General features: G+C 66.3%; 16 protein-coding genes. All 16 read left to right on the plus strand.

Features of this window, described 5'->3' with window-relative positions:
* Positions 1 to 71 precede the first annotated feature (71 nt).
* The 16 genes from nudB to ACEN98_RS18160 all read left to right on the plus strand — a co-directional run bounded on the left by nudB (position 72) and on the right by ACEN98_RS18160 (position 16700).
* The gene (gene nudB / locus ACEN98_RS18085) at positions 72 to 530 is read left to right on the plus strand and encodes a dihydroneopterin triphosphate diphosphatase (protein ID WP_413386226.1); all 459 of its coding nucleotides are present in this window, start codon (positions 72 to 74) and stop codon (positions 528 to 530) included.
* On the plus strand, positions 527 to 1792 hold the full coding sequence (locus ACEN98_RS18090; RefSeq protein WP_413386227.1) for a lipoprotein-releasing ABC transporter permease subunit: 1266 nt from the start codon (positions 527 to 529) through the stop codon (positions 1790 to 1792). The genes nudB and ACEN98_RS18090 overlap by 4 nt, the downstream gene beginning before the upstream one ends.
* Positions 1793 to 1903: 111 nt before the next feature.
* Positions 1904 to 3580 carry a diguanylate cyclase gene (locus tag ACEN98_RS18095; RefSeq protein ID WP_413386228.1) on the plus strand — a complete coding sequence of 559 codons (1677 nt, stop codon included), beginning with the start codon at positions 1904 to 1906 and terminating at the stop codon, positions 3578 to 3580.
* Positions 3581 to 3687: 107 nt separating this feature from the next.
* Positions 3688 to 4977, plus strand: coding sequence for an HD-GYP domain-containing protein (locus ACEN98_RS18100; RefSeq protein WP_413386229.1), 1290 nt, complete (start codon positions 3688 to 3690; stop codon positions 4975 to 4977).
* Positions 4974 to 6650 carry an ATP-binding protein gene (locus ACEN98_RS18105; protein WP_413386230.1) on the plus strand — a complete coding sequence of 559 codons (1677 nt, stop codon included), beginning with the start codon at positions 4974 to 4976 and terminating at the stop codon, positions 6648 to 6650. Before ACEN98_RS18100 ends, ACEN98_RS18105 begins: the two co-directional genes overlap by 4 nt.
* 123 nt (positions 6651 to 6773) lie before the next feature.
* On the plus strand, positions 6774 to 7337 hold the full coding sequence (gene ssuE / locus ACEN98_RS18110; RefSeq protein WP_413386231.1) for an NADPH-dependent FMN reductase: 564 nt from the start codon (positions 6774 to 6776) through the stop codon (positions 7335 to 7337).
* Positions 7338 to 7363: 26 nt separating this feature from the next.
* Positions 7364 to 8365 (plus strand): sulfonate ABC transporter substrate-binding protein, encoded by a 1002-nt coding sequence (locus ACEN98_RS18115; RefSeq protein ID WP_413386232.1) that lies wholly within the window; start codon positions 7364 to 7366, stop codon positions 8363 to 8365.
* Between the two features lie 3 nt (positions 8366 to 8368).
* Complete coding sequence (ssuD, locus tag ACEN98_RS18120) at positions 8369 to 9520, plus strand: FMNH2-dependent alkanesulfonate monooxygenase (RefSeq protein WP_413386233.1); 1152 nt, start codon at positions 8369 to 8371, stop codon at positions 9518 to 9520.
* The gene (gene ssuC / locus ACEN98_RS18125) at positions 9520 to 10338 is read left to right on the plus strand and encodes an aliphatic sulfonate ABC transporter permease SsuC (RefSeq protein ID WP_413389056.1); all 819 of its coding nucleotides are present in this window, start codon (positions 9520 to 9522) and stop codon (positions 10336 to 10338) included. The genes ssuD and ssuC overlap by 1 nt, the downstream gene beginning before the upstream one ends.
* A gap of 6 nt (positions 10339 to 10344) precedes the next feature.
* Complete coding sequence (locus ACEN98_RS18130; RefSeq protein WP_413386234.1) at positions 10345 to 11085, plus strand: ATP-binding cassette domain-containing protein; 741 nt, start codon at positions 10345 to 10347, stop codon at positions 11083 to 11085.
* 202 nt (positions 11086 to 11287) lie between these two features.
* The gene (locus ACEN98_RS18135) at positions 11288 to 11479 is read left to right on the plus strand and encodes a hypothetical protein (protein ID WP_413340889.1); all 192 of its coding nucleotides are present in this window, start codon (positions 11288 to 11290) and stop codon (positions 11477 to 11479) included.
* A 107-nt stretch (positions 11480 to 11586) separates the two neighbouring features.
* Complete coding sequence (locus tag ACEN98_RS18140; RefSeq protein ID WP_413340888.1) at positions 11587 to 12414, plus strand: endonuclease/exonuclease/phosphatase family protein; 828 nt, start codon at positions 11587 to 11589, stop codon at positions 12412 to 12414.
* 2 nt (positions 12415 to 12416) lie between these two features.
* Positions 12417 to 13577 (plus strand): cardiolipin synthase ClsB, encoded by a 1161-nt coding sequence (gene clsB / locus ACEN98_RS18145; protein ID WP_413340886.1) that lies wholly within the window; start codon positions 12417 to 12419, stop codon positions 13575 to 13577.
* 12 nt (positions 13578 to 13589) lie between these two features.
* On the plus strand, positions 13590 to 13973 hold the full coding sequence (locus ACEN98_RS18150; RefSeq protein ID WP_413340884.1) for an RNA-binding S4 domain-containing protein: 384 nt from the start codon (positions 13590 to 13592) through the stop codon (positions 13971 to 13973).
* Between the two features lie 271 nt (positions 13974 to 14244).
* Complete coding sequence (locus tag ACEN98_RS18155; RefSeq protein WP_413340892.1) at positions 14245 to 14874, plus strand: TetR/AcrR family transcriptional regulator; 630 nt, start codon at positions 14245 to 14247, stop codon at positions 14872 to 14874.
* 35 nt (positions 14875 to 14909) lie between these two features.
* On the plus strand, positions 14910 to 16700 hold the full coding sequence (locus tag ACEN98_RS18160; protein WP_413340883.1) for an acyl-CoA dehydrogenase C-terminal domain-containing protein: 1791 nt from the start codon (positions 14910 to 14912) through the stop codon (positions 16698 to 16700).
* Positions 16701 to 16742 lie beyond the last annotated feature (42 nt).

A 16742-nucleotide genomic window follows, 5' to 3' on the forward strand; every position in this document is an offset into this window, starting at 1 on the left:
CTGCGAAATCCTGCCGTTGGGTGGGCACCCCGTGCCCACGCGTGACGTTCGCATAGCGTTACAATCATGCCATGCCCCACAAAATCCCCGAATCCGTTCTGGTCGTCATCCACACCGCCGACCTGGACGTCCTGCTGATCGAACGCGCCGACCGCCCCGGCTTCTGGCAATCCGTCACCGGTTCCCTCGACCGCCCCGACGAACCGCTGCTGGAAACGGCGACGCGCGAACTGTTCGAGGAAACGGGCATCGTGGCCGATGGCGAGCGCATCGTCCTCAAGGACTGGCTCCTGTCCAACGTCTACGAGATCTACCAGACCTGGCGCCACCGCTACGCGCCCGGCGTCACCCACAACACGGAACACGTGTTCTCCGTCTGCGTCCCGCGCGACATCCCGATCACCCTCGCACCGCGCGAGCACCTGCAATACGCATGGCTGCCGCTGCTGGAGGCGGCCGACCGGTGCTTCTCGTCGTCGAACGCCGAGGCCATCCTGCAGCTTCCCAGGCATGTTCCGGGCAAACGATGAACCTGCCCTATGAATGGGTCATCGGCCTGCGCTACACCCGCGCGGGCAAGCGCAGCAGCCGGAACAGCTTCATCTCGTTCATCTCCCTGATCTCCGTGGCCGGCATTGCGCTGGGCGTGGCGGCGCTCATCGTCGTCCTGTCCGTCATGAACGGCTTCGAGAAGGAAGTCACGGCACGCATGCTGTCGGTGGTGGCGCACATCGAGATCTTCGATGCGCGCGGCAGCATGCCCGACTGGCAGGCGGCGGCGCGGGAAGCGGCGCGCAATCCGCAGGTGCGCGGCGCCGCGCCGTTCGTCGAGACCGAGGCCATGCTCGTGCGCGACGACACGATGAAACCGGCCGTGATCCGCGGCGTGCTGCCGGCCATGGAGACGCAAGTGTCCGACGTCGCGCGCCAGATGCGCGAGGGCAGCCTGGACGCGCTGCGTGCCGGCTCGTCGAACATCGTGCTGGGCAGCGCACTGGCGCGTGCGCTCGGCGTGGGCGTTGGCGAGCGCATTACCGTGCTGACGGCGGCGCCGGCCGCGCCCGGGCAGCGCGGCGTCGCGGGCATGCTGCCGCGGCCGCACACCTTCACGGTGGCAGGCATCTTCGAAGCCGGGCATTACCAGTTCGATTCGACCCTGGCCTTCGTCCATCTCGACGACGCCGAGCGTTTGCAGGGCGTCACGGCGCCAGCGGGCCTGCGCCTGCGGCTGGCGGACATGGATACCGCCCCGCGCGTGGCGCGGGAGCTCAAGCGCAGCATGACAGGCGAACTGGTCATGCGCGACTGGTCGCGGGTGAACGCCACGTGGTTCGCCGCCGTGCAGTCGCAAAAGGGCATGATGTTCATCATCCTCGCCATGATCGTCGCGGTGGCCGCGTTCAATCTCGTCTCGACGCTCGTCATGACGGTGCGCGACAAACAGGCCGAGGTGGCCATCCTGCGCACGCTGGGCGCGTCCCCGGGTGCCGTCATGCGGATCTTCATGGTGCAGGGCACGCTCGTCGGGCTGCTCGGGACGTTGATCGGCGTGGGGCTCGGCGTCGCGGTGGCGCTCAACGTCGACGTGATCGTCCGGTTTATCGAGCACGCGTTCGGCGTGCATTTCCTCGACAAGGGCATCTATTTCATCAGCGAGATGCCATCCGACCTGCTGTGGAGCGACGTCGGGCGCGTGGGCGGCGTGGCCGTGCTGCTGGCCTTCATCGCCACGCTGTACCCGAGCTGGTCGGCCGCGCGAGTCAGGCCGGCCGAGGCGTTGCGCTACGAGTGAGCGCATCGACAAATGTGGGCCCCAGTTACGAAATCGTCCAATTCAACCGTGCGCGCTCGAGTTGTGCTATTTTGCCTTGCCTTATAGCAACCGAGTCCCGACCACCCCCGCATGCGCAGCGCAAGACATTTGAAGTTCGTCGCCCTGGCCGTCTTCCTCGTCATGGTCCTGATCGCGGCGGTGCCGTTCTGGCTGAACCGCTCCGTCAACGTGCTGCTGGCGCAATCGCGCGCCGAGCTGCGCGCGCAGCAGCGCCTCGATGACATCCTGACATCCATGCGCGACGCCGAGACGGCGCAGCGCGGCTTCGTCATCACCGGCAACGACGTCTTCCTCGAGCCGTACGAGCAGGTCCGGCGCACGCTGCCCGCGGCGCTGCACGACGCCAAGGACAAGGCGCGCACGGATGCCGAGCGGGCCACCGCGTGGCGCATCGAGCGGCTCGCGGAACTGAAGCTGGCGGAACTCGACGAGACCATCCGGCTGCGCCGCCGTGAAGGATTCGAGGCGACGGAACGCGTCGTCGGCTCCCTGCGCGGCAAGCAGTACATGGACGACCTGCGCCGCATCGTCGCGGCGGAACGTACGCGGCGCAGCGCGCGCCGCGACGCGCTGCAGGCCGACCTGCTGGCCCGTTCGGCGCGCTCGTTCACCGTGAGCGTTGCCGCCACCGCCTGCAACATCATCGCGCTCGGTATCCTGCTGCTGGTCACGATGCGCATGCTGCGCGCGCGCCGCGCCATCGCCGGGAAGCTGGAGACGCAGACCGGCCAGCTCGCGGAGGCCGTCGCGCTGACGACGCGCCATAACCGCGAACTGAAATTTGTCGCGGAACTGTTGCGCGCCGTGGAGGCCGTGCCGTCGATCCCCGATGCCGCGCCCGTGATCGCGCGCTCGCTGCCGAAGCTGCTGCCCGGCGTGTCCGGCACGCTGTTCCTGCTGCGCGACGAGGACGACCATGTGCTGGACCGGCACACGCAATGGGGCACGCCGTCCGGGCAACCCTCCGAGATCGACATCGAGTCTTGCTGGTCGCTGCGCCACGGGGCGCGCTACCGCACGGCGAGTTCCGACGACCTGCCGTGCGCGCACTACCGCAAGCCGGCGGATGAAGCGGCGGCACGCCTGTGCATCCCGCTCGTCACGCACGATGAACTGGTGGGCATGCTGCACCTCGAGGGCCTGGCCGCCGGTCCGGATTACGAAGAACAGGAACGCCTCGCGGTGACGGTCGCCGAGCAGCTCGCGCTGGCGCTGGGGAATGCGCGCCTGCGCGAATCGCTGCGCCGGCAATCGGTGCTCGATCCGCTCACGGGCCTGTTCAACCGGCGCCATTTCGACGCCGCGCTGAAACGCGAACTCGCGCGGGCGCGCCGCAAGAACGTGCCCGTGAGCCTCGTGCTGGTCGACATCGACCATTTCAAACGTGTCAACGACGACTACGGCCACGCCGTCGGCGACGCCGTGCTGCGCACCATCGCGCAGCAGCTGCGCCTGGGTGTCCGCGAAGGGGACATCGCCTGTCGCTACGGCGGCGAGGAAATGGTACTCTTGCTTCCGGAGTGCGCGGCGGCGGACGCTGGCACGCGCGCGGAGGCGATCCGCATCGCGCTGGCCGCCATCGCGCCGCACCCCGAGGGCGAGGGACCGCAGAAGGTGACGGCGTCGTTCGGCGTCGCGGCCTATCCCGCCCACGCCCAGGATGCCGAGGCGCTGTTCTGGGCAGCCGACAAGGCGTTGTACCGCGCCAAGCAGCAGGGCCGCAACCGGGTGGTGATGGGCGACTGATTGTGGCGCCGCCGCCGGGATTGTGTCATCAATTCCACAAGGCAACAAATGTTTCTTGACCGAAATGGGTGGGGGTTGATACTTTCGGTCTGGAAGGAGGCGTTTTCATGGCCGATACAGTCACTATCCCAATCGACCAGGTCCAGATCGGCCTGTATGTCTACCTGGACCTGAAATGGTTCCAGCACCCGTTCGCGTTCAGCCATTTCAAGGTCAAGACCGAGGACCAGCTGCGCATCCTGCGCGGCCTGGGCCTGGCCACGGTCCGCGTCGATCCCGCGCTCAGCGACGGGCCCGTGCCCACGGCCGCACCGGCATCGGCGCAGCCTGTGCCGGCGGTGCCGGCGCCGATGTCGCCGGAGGCGCGTGCCGAGTCGCCGGTCATGGCGGCGAAACGGGAGATGATGGAACGCATCCGCGAGCAGCGCGAGAACGCGGCGCGCATCGAGCAGGCGTTCGTGAACACGGCGCGCGCGGTCCGCGACATCGACCGCAACCTGTTTTCCCAGCCGGCCGAGACGGTCCGCGTGGCCGGCAAATTGATCGGCCAGATCACGGATTCGATCCTGTCCGCGCCCGAGCTGGCGATCAACCTGATGGGCGACAAGCTGGGCGGCGAGGAAATCTATGTCCACTCGCTCAACGTCACGATGCTGTCGATGATGATCGCGCGCGACATCAAGCTGCCGCACGAGGTGGCCAGCCTGCTCGGCATGGGCGCGCTGTTCCACGACGTCGGGACGAAGAACATCCCGGACAAGGTGCTGAACAAGCTCGATGCCTACAACCACGCCGAGCAGGCGCTGGTCGAAACGCACTGCGAGGGCGGCTACGAGATCGGAAGGAAGCTGGGCCTCGCGGCACCCGCGCTGGCCATCATCCGCGACCACCACGAGATGTTCGACGGCAGCGGCTATCCGCGCCACCTGCAAGGGGAGGCGATCAGCATCCTCGCCCGCATCGTCGCGATCGCGAACCATTACGACGAATTGTGCAACCCGCGCAACCCGGCCGATTCGCTGACGCCGCACGAGGCGTTGTCGCTGATGTTCGCCAAGATGCGCAGCCGCTTCGACCCGAAGCTGCTTCAGGTGTTCATCCGCTGCCTCGGCGTATACCCGCCGGGCACGATCGTCCAGCTGGCCAACGGCGTCGTCGGCATGTGCGTCAACGTCAACACCGCCAAGCCGACCAGGCCGCAGGTGATGATCTACGAGGCCAGCGTGCCGCGCGAGGAAGCGATCGTCGTCAACCTCGAGACGCAGCCGGACCTGAACATCGTGAAGTCGATCCGCCCGTCCCAGGTGCCCAAGGACATCTACAATTACCTCAGCCCGCGCAAACGCGTCAGCTATTACTTCGACGCGGGTGACCCGGCGCGGAGGAGCCAGCCATGAACCTGCACCAGCTGATGGTCGACCACAGCCCGCACATGGTGATGCTGGTCGATCCGGCCGACCTGCGCATCCTCGTCGCCAACCGCAAGGTCGAACAGACGCTCGGCTACGCGGCCGCGCAGTTGCGCGACATGCTCATCACGGACATCGAAAGCTCGCTGCAGGACGTGTTCTACTGGGAAGAGGTACGCGGCGGCCAGTATCTCGGCTTCGAGGCGCAGGAGGGCGAGTACCTGTGCGCCGACACGTCGCTGCTGACGGTGATGAAGTCGGTGAACGTACTCCACGACGGCGACCGCCCGCTGCTGCTCGTGCGCGCGCAGGACTGCCGCCACGAGCGCCAGGTCGAGGCCCTGCTCGAGCAGACCCTGGCCCAGTTGCGCACGACGCTGGAGTCCACCGCCGACGGCATCCTCGTGGTCGACTGGCACGGCAAGATCACGAGCATGAACCGCCTGTTCTCGGCGATGTGGGAGATCCCGGCCGCGCTGCTGCAGGCCGGCGACGACGACGGCATCGTCGAATACATCGCGGGCCAGGTGGAGCAGGGCGACTTGATCCGCAGCCAGCTGCGCCAGGTGGCCGATACGACCGAGACGCAGGACCTGTTCCGCCTGAAGAACGGCCGCTTCTTCGAATGCCGCTCGCGTCCGCAGTTCCTGGGCGAGCGCATCATCGGGCGGGTGTTCGGCTACACCGACGTCACCGAACGCCACCGGGCCGAGGAAGCGCTGCGCGAGTCGCGCGACCAGCTCGAATCGAAGGTGCGCGAACGAACGCGCGCCCTGCAGGAGGCGAATGCGACGCTGGAAAAGGAAAAGGCGCGCCAGGCGGAGTTGATCAAGAAGCTGGGCGAGGCCCAGAGCCAGCTGCTGCAGTCGGAGAAGATGGCGTCGATCGGCGTGCTGGCGGCCGGCGTCGCGCACGAGATCAACAACCCGATCGGCTTCGTCAATTCGAACCTGGGCAGCCTGCAGCGGTACGCCCAGGGCATGCTGCGGCTGCTCGACAGCTACGCGGCGCTGGAAGGGGCGTTCAGCCCCGAAGACCGCGCCGGCATCGCGCGGGTAAAAGAGGAAGTCGACGCCGAGTACCTGCGCGAGGACCTGGAGCCGCTGCTGCGCGAATCCCTCGACGGCATCGACCGCGTCCGGCGCATCGTGCAGGACATGAAGGATTTCTCGCACGTGGACGGCGGCGACCTGCAGTACGCCGACATCGAGGCGGGCCTGAACAGCACCCTGAACGTGGTCTGGAACGAGATCAAGTACAAGGCCGAGGTGACCAAGGAGTACGGGAGCATCCCGCAGATCGAATGCTACCCGTCGCAGCTGAACCAGGTCTTCATGAACCTGCTGGTCAATGCCGCGCACGCGATCGAGAAGCACGGCCGCATCACGCTGCGCACGGCCCACGACGAGAAGCACGTGTGGATCGAGGTGGAGGACACCGGCACCGGCATCCCCGAGGACCGGCTGGGCCGCATCTTCGAACCCTTCTTCACGACCAAGCCGGTGGGCAAAGGCACGGGTCTCGGCCTGTCGCTGTCGTACGGGATCGTGCAGAAGCACGGCGGCCGCTTCGAGGTGCAGAGCGAAGTGGGCAAGGGAACCCTGTTCCGCGTCGTCCTGCCGCGCTTCCAGCCGGTGCCCGAGGCGGGCGTCGTCATCTAGCCGTCGACAATGCATATGCGCGAAATCTTTTAACGAAAACGGCATATCAAAACGTAAAAGCATTCGTTCCGCTTCGATGAGGGCAGCAGTAGCCTGTGTCCATCTCATCGACCCGGAACGACCATGACTGTTCTCCTGCTGGGCGGAAGCCCATCCTTTCCTTCGACGACGTGGCGCCTGCAGCAACTGGTGGGCGAACGCCTGGCCGCGTTGGGCCATCGCACCGGCGCGCTGCAGGTGCGCGAGCTGCCCGCCCTGGCGCTGCTGCGCGCCGACGTCAAGGATCCCGCCATCGCAGACGCCGTCGCCCGCGTGCGCGACGCCGATGCGATCGTCATCGGCACCCCCATCCATAAAGCCTCCTTCAGCGGCGTGCTGAAGGCCTTCCTCGACCTGCTGCCGCAGGACGGCCTGGCGGACAAGCTCGTGCTGCCGCTCGCCACCGGCGGCAGCCAGTCGCACATGCTGGCGCTGGACTACGCGCTGCGCCCCGTGCTCGCCTCGCTCGCGCCGCGTCACATCCTGCCCAGCATCTTCGCCACGTCGGAGCAGCTGCCGTGGGATCCGGAGCTGGGCCTGCGCCCGGTGCCGGCGATCTCCGCGCGCATCGCCGCCGGCGTCGCGCAGCTGCACGACGACTTGCAGCGCGTGGCACCGGCCGCCCACGTACTCGCCGTCGCCGCCTGACCATCACGATAAAAAGGATCACCCCCATGACTGATTCGTTCGATGCCGGCACGCGGCGCGGCCAGCGCCGCCGCACGCTCGGCCTGCTGTTCGCCGCCGCGGTGGCGGCCCCCTTCGCCGATCTGCCGCTGGCGCGTGCCGCGGGCGCGTCCCGCGAGGTGCGCATCGGCTACCAGAAATACGGCACCCTCACGCTGCTGAAGGGCCGCGGCACGCTTGAAAAACGCCTGGCCGAGAAGAACATCGCGGTCAAGTGGACCGAGTTCCCGGCCGGTCCCGCGCTGCTCGAAGGCCTGAACGTGGGCAGCATCGACTTCGGCACGGTCGGCGAAGCGCCGCCGATCTTCGCCCAGGCCGCGGGCGCCAACCTGGTCTACGTCGGCAACGAGCCGCCGTCGCCGGACTCCGAGGCGATCGTCGTGCCGAAGAATTCCACCTTGCGCAGCGTGACGGAACTGAAAGGGAAAAAGGTTGCGCTCAACAAGGGCTCGAACGTGCACTACCTGCTCGTGAAGGCGCTGGAAAAGGCCGGGGTCGACTACCGTGCCATCCAGACCGTGTACCTGCCGCCGGCCGAGGCGCGCGCCGCGTTCGAGCGCGGCGCCGTGGACGCCTGGGTGATCTGGGACCCGTTCCTCGCCGCGGCCGAGAGGCAGCTGGGCGCGCGCGTGCTCGCGGATGGCAAGGGCCTGGCCGCCAACCACCAGTTCTACGTGGCCGCGCGCCCGTTCGCCGAGCAGTATGGCGACGTCGTGCGCACCGTGATCGACGAACTGGCCAAGGTCGACGAGTGGGGCCGCACGCACCAGCAGGAAGTCGCGACCATCCTCGCGGCGCAGACGGGCCTCCCCGTGGACGTCGTGGCCCTCGCGGCCCGGCGCTATGCGTACGGCGTACGCACGGTGACGCCGGGCGTGCTGGCCGCGCAGCAGAAGATCGCGGATACGTTCCACAGCCTCAAGCTGATCCCGAAACCGATCGTCGTGCGCGATGCGCAGCCGCCCGCCAACCTGCTCGCGAAGGAATAAGCCATGAGTAGTCCGAACGTTTTCTGGTTCATCCCGACCCACGGCGACAGCCGCTACCTCGGCACCAGCAAGGGTGCCCGCCCCGTCGACGCCGACTACACGCGCCAGATCGCCGTGGCGGCCGACACGCTCGGCTACGATGGCGTGCTGCTGCCCACCGGCCGCTCCTGCGAGGATGCGTGGGTCGTCGCGTCGTCGCTGATCCACGCCACGCGCAAGCTGAAATTCCTCGTCGCGATCCGTCCCGGCCTGTCGACGCCGGGCCTGTCCGTGCGCATGGCGTCGACGTTCGACCGCCTGTCCAACGGCCGCCTGCTGATCAACGTCGTCACGGGCGGCGACCAGGCGGAGCTGGAAGCGGACGGCGTGTTCGCCGACCACGAGACGCGCTACGAGATCTCGGATGAATTCATCCGTATCTGGCGCGCCGCGCTGGCCGGAGAGGGCGGCGACGAGGGTTTCCACTTCGCGGGCAAGCACCTGACCGTGAAAGGCGCGCGGACACTCTATCCGCCCGTGCAGAAGCCGTATCCGCCGCTGTACTTCGGCGGCTCGTCGGAAGCGGCGCACGAACTGGCCGCGGAGCAGATGGACGTCTACCTGACGTGGGGCGAGCCGCCGGCCGCCGTGGCGGCGAAGATCGCGGACATCCGCGGGCGCGCCGCGAAGCACGGCCGCACGGTGAAATTCGGCATCCGCCTGCACGTGATCGTCCGGGAGACGAACGAGGAAGCGTGGGCCGCGGCCGATAAACTCATCAGCCACCTGGACGACGCCACCATCGCCAAGGCGCAGGCGGCGTTCGCGAAGATGGATTCGGTGGGCCAGCGCCGCATGGCCGCGCTGCACGGCGGCCGGCGCGACAAGCTGGAAGTGGCGCCCAACCTGTGGGCCGGCGTGGGCCTCGTGCGCGGCGGCGCGGGCACGGCGCTCGTCGGCGATCCGGAGACCGTGGCCGCGCGCATGCGCGAGTACCAGGACCTCGGCATCGAGACATTCATCCTGTCCGGCTACCCGCACCTGGAAGAGTCGTACCGCTTCGCGGAACTCGTGTTCCCGCTGCTCGGCAAAGGCAAGGAGCACGGCGAGCATTCCATTACCGGCCCGTTCGGCGAAGTGATGGCCGTCGATATCCTGCCGAAGAAGGTGGCGTGATGCGGCCCGCGGTCCAGACGCTGCCGGCGTCCGCGCGGCCCGGCGGATCCGTGTCCCTGAAACGCCTGCTCGCCCCGCTGGCGCCGTGGGCGCTGCCGGTCTTCCTGATCGTGGCGTGGCAGGCCGCGTCGCGCACCGGCCTGCTGTCGACGCGCATCCTGCCCGAGCCGCTGGCCGTGGCGAAGGCGTTCGGCGACCTGGCCGGGTCCGGCGAGCTGTGGACGCATCTGCGCGTGAGCCTGTGGCGCGCGGCGGCCGGCTTCGGGCTCGGCGCCGCGCTGGGCCTCGCGCTCGGCCTGCTCAACGGCAGCAGCCGGCGCGCCGCGACGCTGCTCGACACGACCGTGCAAATGGTGCGCAACATCCCGGCGCTCGCGCTGATCCCGCTCGTGATCCTGTGGTTCGGCATCGACGAAGCCGCGAAGCTGTTCCTGCTGTCCGTGGGCGTCTTCTTCCCCGTCTACCTGAATACCTTCCACGGCATCCGCTCGGTCGACGCGGGGCTGATCGAGATGGCGCGCAGCTACGGCCTGTCCGGCTGGGCCCTGTACCGCGACGTGATCCTGCCCGGTGCGCTGCCGTCGATCCTCGTCGGCGTGCGCTTCTCGCTGGGTCTCGTCTGGGTGCTCCTGATCGTCGCCGAAACCATTTCCGCGCAGGCCGGCATCGGCTACATGACGATGAATGCGCGCGAATTCCTGCAGACGGACGTCGTGCTGGTCGGCGTGCTGCTGTACGCCCTGCTGGGCAAGGCTGCCGACCTGGCGGCGCGCGGCCTGGAACGCCGCTTCCTGCGCTGGAATCCCGCTTACCGCTGATCCTTCATGCCAAAAGACAATCAAGACTACCGGGCGGGTGCGCACCTCGACGTGCGCAGCCTGACCAAACGCTATGCCGGGCGCACCGTGCTCGATGCCGTCAACCTCAGGATCGAACCGGGCGAATTCGTCGCCATCGTGGGCCGCAGCGGATGCGGCAAGAGCACCTTGCTGCGTGCGATCGCCGGGCTGGAACTTCCGGACGCCGGCCAGGTCAAAATCGGCGGTGGCGGACAGAAGCCTGAAACGCGGATGATGTTCCAGGATGCACGCCTGCTGCCATGGAAGACCGTGCTGCAGAACGTGGCGCTGGGCCTGAAGGATGGCGCGGAGCGGGCTCGTGCGGCGCTGCGGAGCGTCGGCCTGCTCGATCGCGCGGACGACTGGCCGGCCGCGCTGTCCGGCGGCCAGCGCCAGCGCGTGGCGCTGGCGCGCGCGCTCGTGCATGAACCGCAGCTGCTGTTGCTGGACGAGCCGCTCGGGGCACTCGACGCGCTCACGCGCATCGAGATGCAGCAGTTGATCGAATCGCTGTGGACGGCGCGCGGCTTCACGGCCGTACTCGTCACGCATGACGTGCAGGAAGCCGTGGTGCTGGCCGATCGCATCCTGTTGATCGAGCAGGGGCGGCTGGCTCTCGACCTCGACGTTGGCCTGGCGCGGCCGCGCGCGCGGGGCAGCGTGGAGTTCGGTGGGTTGGAGCAGAACGTGCTGGATCGGGTGCTGCAAACTCATCAATCTGCGTGATTGTGAGAGTTTTAGCGTGATCAATTCTGCCCGATTGTTGCATCTGGCAGCTTTTCTCCATTGTGCAAACGGAATTAAATTTCCTAAAATTTGATGCACACAATACAATCGCTTGTTTGACAGCTAGAAATGATTTCATTAAGTTCCACAAGTCGTTTCTGGCGACTTTTCAATTTAGCAATGTCCAACAAAGGGAGGAATCATGAGCGAACGCAGACACGAGCAGAAGGTCAAGGACGTTGGCGTCGATAACGATTACCTGTGCATCGAGCTATTGAGCGGTCTCCGCCTGATGGGCCCGTTGCGCACCAACCCGGTCTACCGCGAGCCCGTCATCCCACCGGAAGCGCGTCCTCTGCCGAACGGCGATTACATGCGCGCCGTCGCCCCCTGAGCAGTCCCCAACGCCTTTCCTGGCCAGAAGCCGGGGAAGGCGCCACCGGCGCACGATTGCGCTCCCCGCCCCGGAAAGGCACGGACTGATGGGGTTACAATGTTCCCATGAAAATCCGTGTTGCGACCTACAACATCCACAAGGGCGTCTCTTCCTTCCGTAGTACGCCGCGCGTGTTGGCGCTGAAAAAAGCCATCGGTGCCTTCGATGCGGACGTCGTTTTCCTGCAGGAGGTGCAGGGCCGGCACGACCGCTACCAGGCCCGCTACGGCGAGAAGGTACGCACTCCCCATCACCACTGGCCCGAGAAGGCCCAGCACGAGTTCTTTGCGGGTGAAAACCTGCATGCCGCCTATGGCATGAATGCCGTGTACGACCACGGCCATCACGGCAACGCGTTGCTGTCCGGTTTTCCGATCTCGAACCAGAACAACCACGACGTCTCCGACCACGCCTACGAACAGCGCGGCATCCTGCATTGCGTGCTGGAGACGCCGTCCGGCAACGTCCACTGCTACGTCGTGCACCTGGGCCTGTTCGAAGTCAGCCGCCGGCGCCAGACCGAGGCGCTGGTCCAGTGCGTGCAGGACTCCGCACGTCCGGACGAGCCCGTGATCATCGCCGGCGACTTCAACGACTGGCGCAATACCCTGAGCGATTGCCTGCGGCTGAAGCTGGGCGTCGTTGAGGTATTCGATGAACTGGAGCGGCCGGCGCGGTTCGGCGCGCGAATCGGTGATATCGTGCGCAATGCGGCCGGGCGCGAAAAACGCCTGGTGCCGGCGCGGACGTTTCCTGCCGCGCTGCCCTGGTTCCGGCTCGACCGGATCTATGTGCGCGGCTTCAAGGTCGAGCATGCCGAAGTGCTGCACGGCCCGCAGTGGGCGCGCCTGTCGGACCACGCACCGATCGTGGCCAACCTGCAGCTGGCATAGCGATGCGCACCGTTACGTATGTAGCCAACAACGACGTTACTCTCCTCGAAAGCGGCAGCACTTATTTCCCGGCGCTGCTGGCCGCCATCGACGCGGCCAAACATGAGATCCTGTACGAGACGTATATCTATGCCGAGGACGACACGGCGCGCGCCGTCACCGACGCGCTGATCCGTGCGGCGCAGCGCGGCGTCAAGGTCCGCGTGCTGGCCGACTGGTTCGGCACCGGCAACCGCGTCGCCTTGCGGCTGAAAGAGGAATTCTGCGCGGTCTGCGTGCATTATCGGATGTTCAATCCGTGGTTCAAGCGCGGTGCCGCGCGCAGCCACCGCAAGATCGCCGTCATGGACCGTGAAGTCGCGTTCGTCGGCGGCATCAACACGAACGACGACAACCTGCACGACTACGAGCCGCACGCGCCGCTGCCGGCACCCCGCTGGGATTTCGCCGTGCGCGTGCAGGGGCCGCTCGTCGCGGAAATCCACCGCGAAGCCCAGGCCCAGTGGACGCGGGCCGGTCACCTGCCGCTCGTCCGACGGATCAATTTGTTCCGGGAAATGCGCAAACAGCCGGCCGCGCTGGGCGACCACCCGATGCGCGCGGCGTTCGTCGTGCGCGACAACCTGCGCAACCGCCGCACGATCCAGCGTGCCTACCTGCAGGCGATCGGCCGCGCACGCAAGCGGGTGCTGATGGCCACACCGTATTTCGCGCCGGGCCGCAAGTTCCGCGACGCGCTGTGCCAGGCCGCGCGGCGCGGCGTCGACGTCTGCCTGATGATCGGCGTGGGCGAATTCCGCATGCAGGATGCCGTCGCGTCGTCGTTCTACCCGCAGCTGCTGGCGGCCGGGGTACGCATCGTCGAATACCGCAAGACGCAGCTGCACGCGAAGGTCTGCGTCGTGGACGACAACTGGGCCACGGTGGGCTCCAGCAACTGCGACGGGCTGTCGCTGTTCGTCAACCAGGAAGCGAACGTCGTCGTGCGCGATGCGCAGTTCGCCGGTACGCTGGCCCGCCAGATCGAGCGGGGCGTGGCCGATGGCGTGGAGGTGTGCCTGGATGATCTGCGGCAACTCGGTTGGGTGCGCCGCTGCGGCCACGAAATGGCCTATCTTCTCTATAAATTGACCATGCGGGTCGTCGCGATCGGCTACGCATGATGGAAAGACGCTATGACAGAGAATGACAACGTAAGGATCGACAAATGGCTGTGGGCCGCGCGCTTTTTTAAAACGCGCTCGCTGGCGGCGGATGCGGTCGACCGGGGCCGCGTGCGGATCGGCGGCGAACCCGTCAAACCCGCCCGCTCCGTCAAGGTCGATGATAAGATTTTCGTCGACAACGGTTCGAACCGCTGGGAGGTGGTCGTGCTGGGCCTGTCCGACAAGCGGGGGCCGGCACCCGTCGCCCAGGCGTTGTACCGCGAGACGGAAGAGAGTATCGTCCGTAGGGAAAACGATCAGGAAGCACGCCGTTTGTTCCCCGAACCGGGCAGCACGATCAAGGGCCGCCCGACCAAGCGCGACCGCCGCGCCATCACCCGTGCGGGCGGCTGACAACACACTAGAACGTCGCCTCTAAGTTCCCGTTTGACATTTCACGGCTGGTAGATAATAGTACGAGCGTTCGGATTTTTTCGACTAGAGAAAAGGAACCTCGAGAACCCGTAGCGAGCGGCAGCAGATTGGCCGGGGCGCGCAGCCCGAGAAGCGCAGCTGTACGAGCAGTACAGCGAGCATCGCAGGGCGAAGCTGCAACGCGCAGTAGGGTTATCGAGCTTCCGACTTACGCGAGGCAATTATTAATACGACAGCTAAATCGATGAGCATGCGCAAGGGCGAGATGACGCGGGCCGCCATCCTCGATGTTGCGCTCGAGCTCGCCAGCCGCGACGGTCTGGAAGGCCTGACGATCGGCCTGCTGGCCGACCGCATGAATATGAGCAAATCGGGCGTGTTCGCGCACTTCGGGTCGCGCGAAGACCTGCAGATCGACGTGCTCAAGCTGTACCACCGCCGCTTCGAGCAGGAAGTCTTCTTCCCCAGCCTGAAGGAAGCCCGCGGCCTGCCGCGCCTGGAGGCGATGTTCAATCGCTGGCTCAAGCGCGTCTCGGTCGAGATCGCGTCCGGCTGCATCTATATCAGTGGCGCCGTCGAATACGACGACCGCCCGGGCCCGATCCGCGAAGAACTCGTCGCCATGGTCCGCACGTGGCAGGGCGCCCTGCTGCGTTGCGCGCAACAGGCGATCGACTGCGGCGACCTGAAGCCGGGCACCGACCCCGAGCAACTCGTGTACGAGATGTATGGCCTCGTGCTGGCGGTGCACCACGATGCGCGCTTCCTGCGCATCCCGGGCACCGTCGACCGCGCGCACCGCGGCTTCGCGCGCCTGGTCGAAGATTACCGCAATCCCAACAAGCAAAACAGCCAGGCGGATACCGCCAGCGCCCAGTAATTCACACAAAATATTCACCTGTCAGGAGAACAACCATGGGTCAGTACGTCGCGCCACTTCGTGATATGCAGTTCGTTCTGCACGAGTTCCTCAACGTCACCGAAGAATTCAAGAACCTGCCGGCGTACCAGGAGATCGACGCCGACATCATCAACCAGGTGCTGGAAGAAGGCGCGAAATTCACGCAGGAAGTGCTGTTCCCGCTGAACCACAGCGGCGACCGCGAAGGCTGCCACTACGACGCCGCCACCAAGACCGTCACCACGCCCAAGGGTTTCAAGGAAGCCTACAAGCAGTACGTGGAAGGCGGCTGGGCTGCGCTGGCCTGCGATCCGGAATACGGCGGCCAAGGCCTGCCGGTCTCGCTGAACAACTCGTTCTACGAGATGCTGAACTCCTCGAACCAGGCATGGACCATGTACCCGGGCCTGTCGCACGGCGCGTACGAGTGCCTGAAGGAACACGGCACCGACGACCAGAAGAAGTTCTACCTGCCGAAGCTCGTCTCGGGCGAGTGGACCGGCACGATGTGCCTGACCGAAGCGCACTGCGGCACCGACCTGGGCCTGCTGCGCACGAAGGCCGAACCGCAGGCCGACGGCACCTACAGCATCACCGGCTCGAAGATCTTCATTTCGGCCGGCGAGCACGACATGTCGGAAAACATCGTCCACCTGGTGCTGGCCCGCCTGCCGGACGCGCCGGAAGGCTCGAAAGGCATCTCGCTGTTCCTCGTGCCGAAGTTCCTGCCGAACGCCGACGGTTCCGTCGGCGCGCGCAACGGCATCACCTGCGGCGCCATCGAAGAAAAGATGGGCATCCACGGCAACTCGACCTGCCAGATGAACCTGGACGGCGCCATCGGCACGCTGATCGGCCAGCCGCACAAGGGCCTGAACGCGATGTTCGTGTTCATGAATGCCGCCCGCCTGGGCGTCGGCATGCAGTCGCTGGGCCTGACCGAAGTCGCGTACCAGAACGCGCTGGTCTATGCGAAAGACCGCATCCAGATGCGCAGCCTGTCGGGCCCGAAGGCACCGGACAAGCCGGCCGACCCGATCATCGTCCACCCGGACGTGCGCCGCATGCTGCTGACGGCGAAGGCCTATGCCGAAGGCGCGCGCGCCCTGACGTCGTACGTCGCGCTGCAGATCGACCGTGAACTGAACCATCCGGACGAAGCTGTGCGCAAGGAAGCCGCCGACGAAGTCGCGCTGCTGACCCCGGTCGTGAAGGCCTTCATCACCGACAACGGCTGGATCGCCACGTCGGAAGCGATGCAGGTCTACGGCGGCCACGGCTACATCGCCGAGTGGGGCATGGAGCAGTACGTGCGCGACGCCCGCATCAACATGATCTACGAAGGCACGAACACCGTGCAGTCGCTGGACCTGCTGGGCCGTAAGATCCTGATGGACAACGGCGCCAAGCTGCGCGCGTTCGGCGAAAAGATCAAGGCGTTCGTCGAAGACAACGGCCTGGACGAGCAGATGTCCGAATTCGTGAGCCCGCTGGGCGAACTGGGCGAGAAGGTCGGCAAGCTGACGATGGAAATCGGCATGAAGGCCTTCCAGAACCAGGACGAAGTGGGCGCCGCCGCCGTGCCTTACCTGCGCGTCGTGGGCCACATGGTGTTCTCGTACTTCTTCGCGCAGATGGCGAAGATCGCGCTGGCCAAGAAGGATTCGGGCGACAAGTTCTACGAATCGAAACTGGCGACCGCACGCTTCTACTTCGCCCGCCTGTACCCGGAAACCGCGATGCTGATCCGCCAGGCACGTTCGGGTTCATCGAACCTGATGGCGCTGGACGCCGACCTGTTTTAAACACGCACCATCAAATCTACCCGTCGTTCCCGCGAAAGCGGG

Origin of the sequence: Massilia sp. CT11-137 (assembly GCF_047302885.1) — a bacterium.
In the GTDB taxonomy this organism is placed as follows: domain Bacteria; phylum Pseudomonadota; class Gammaproteobacteria; order Burkholderiales; family Burkholderiaceae_D; genus Telluria; species Telluria orientalis.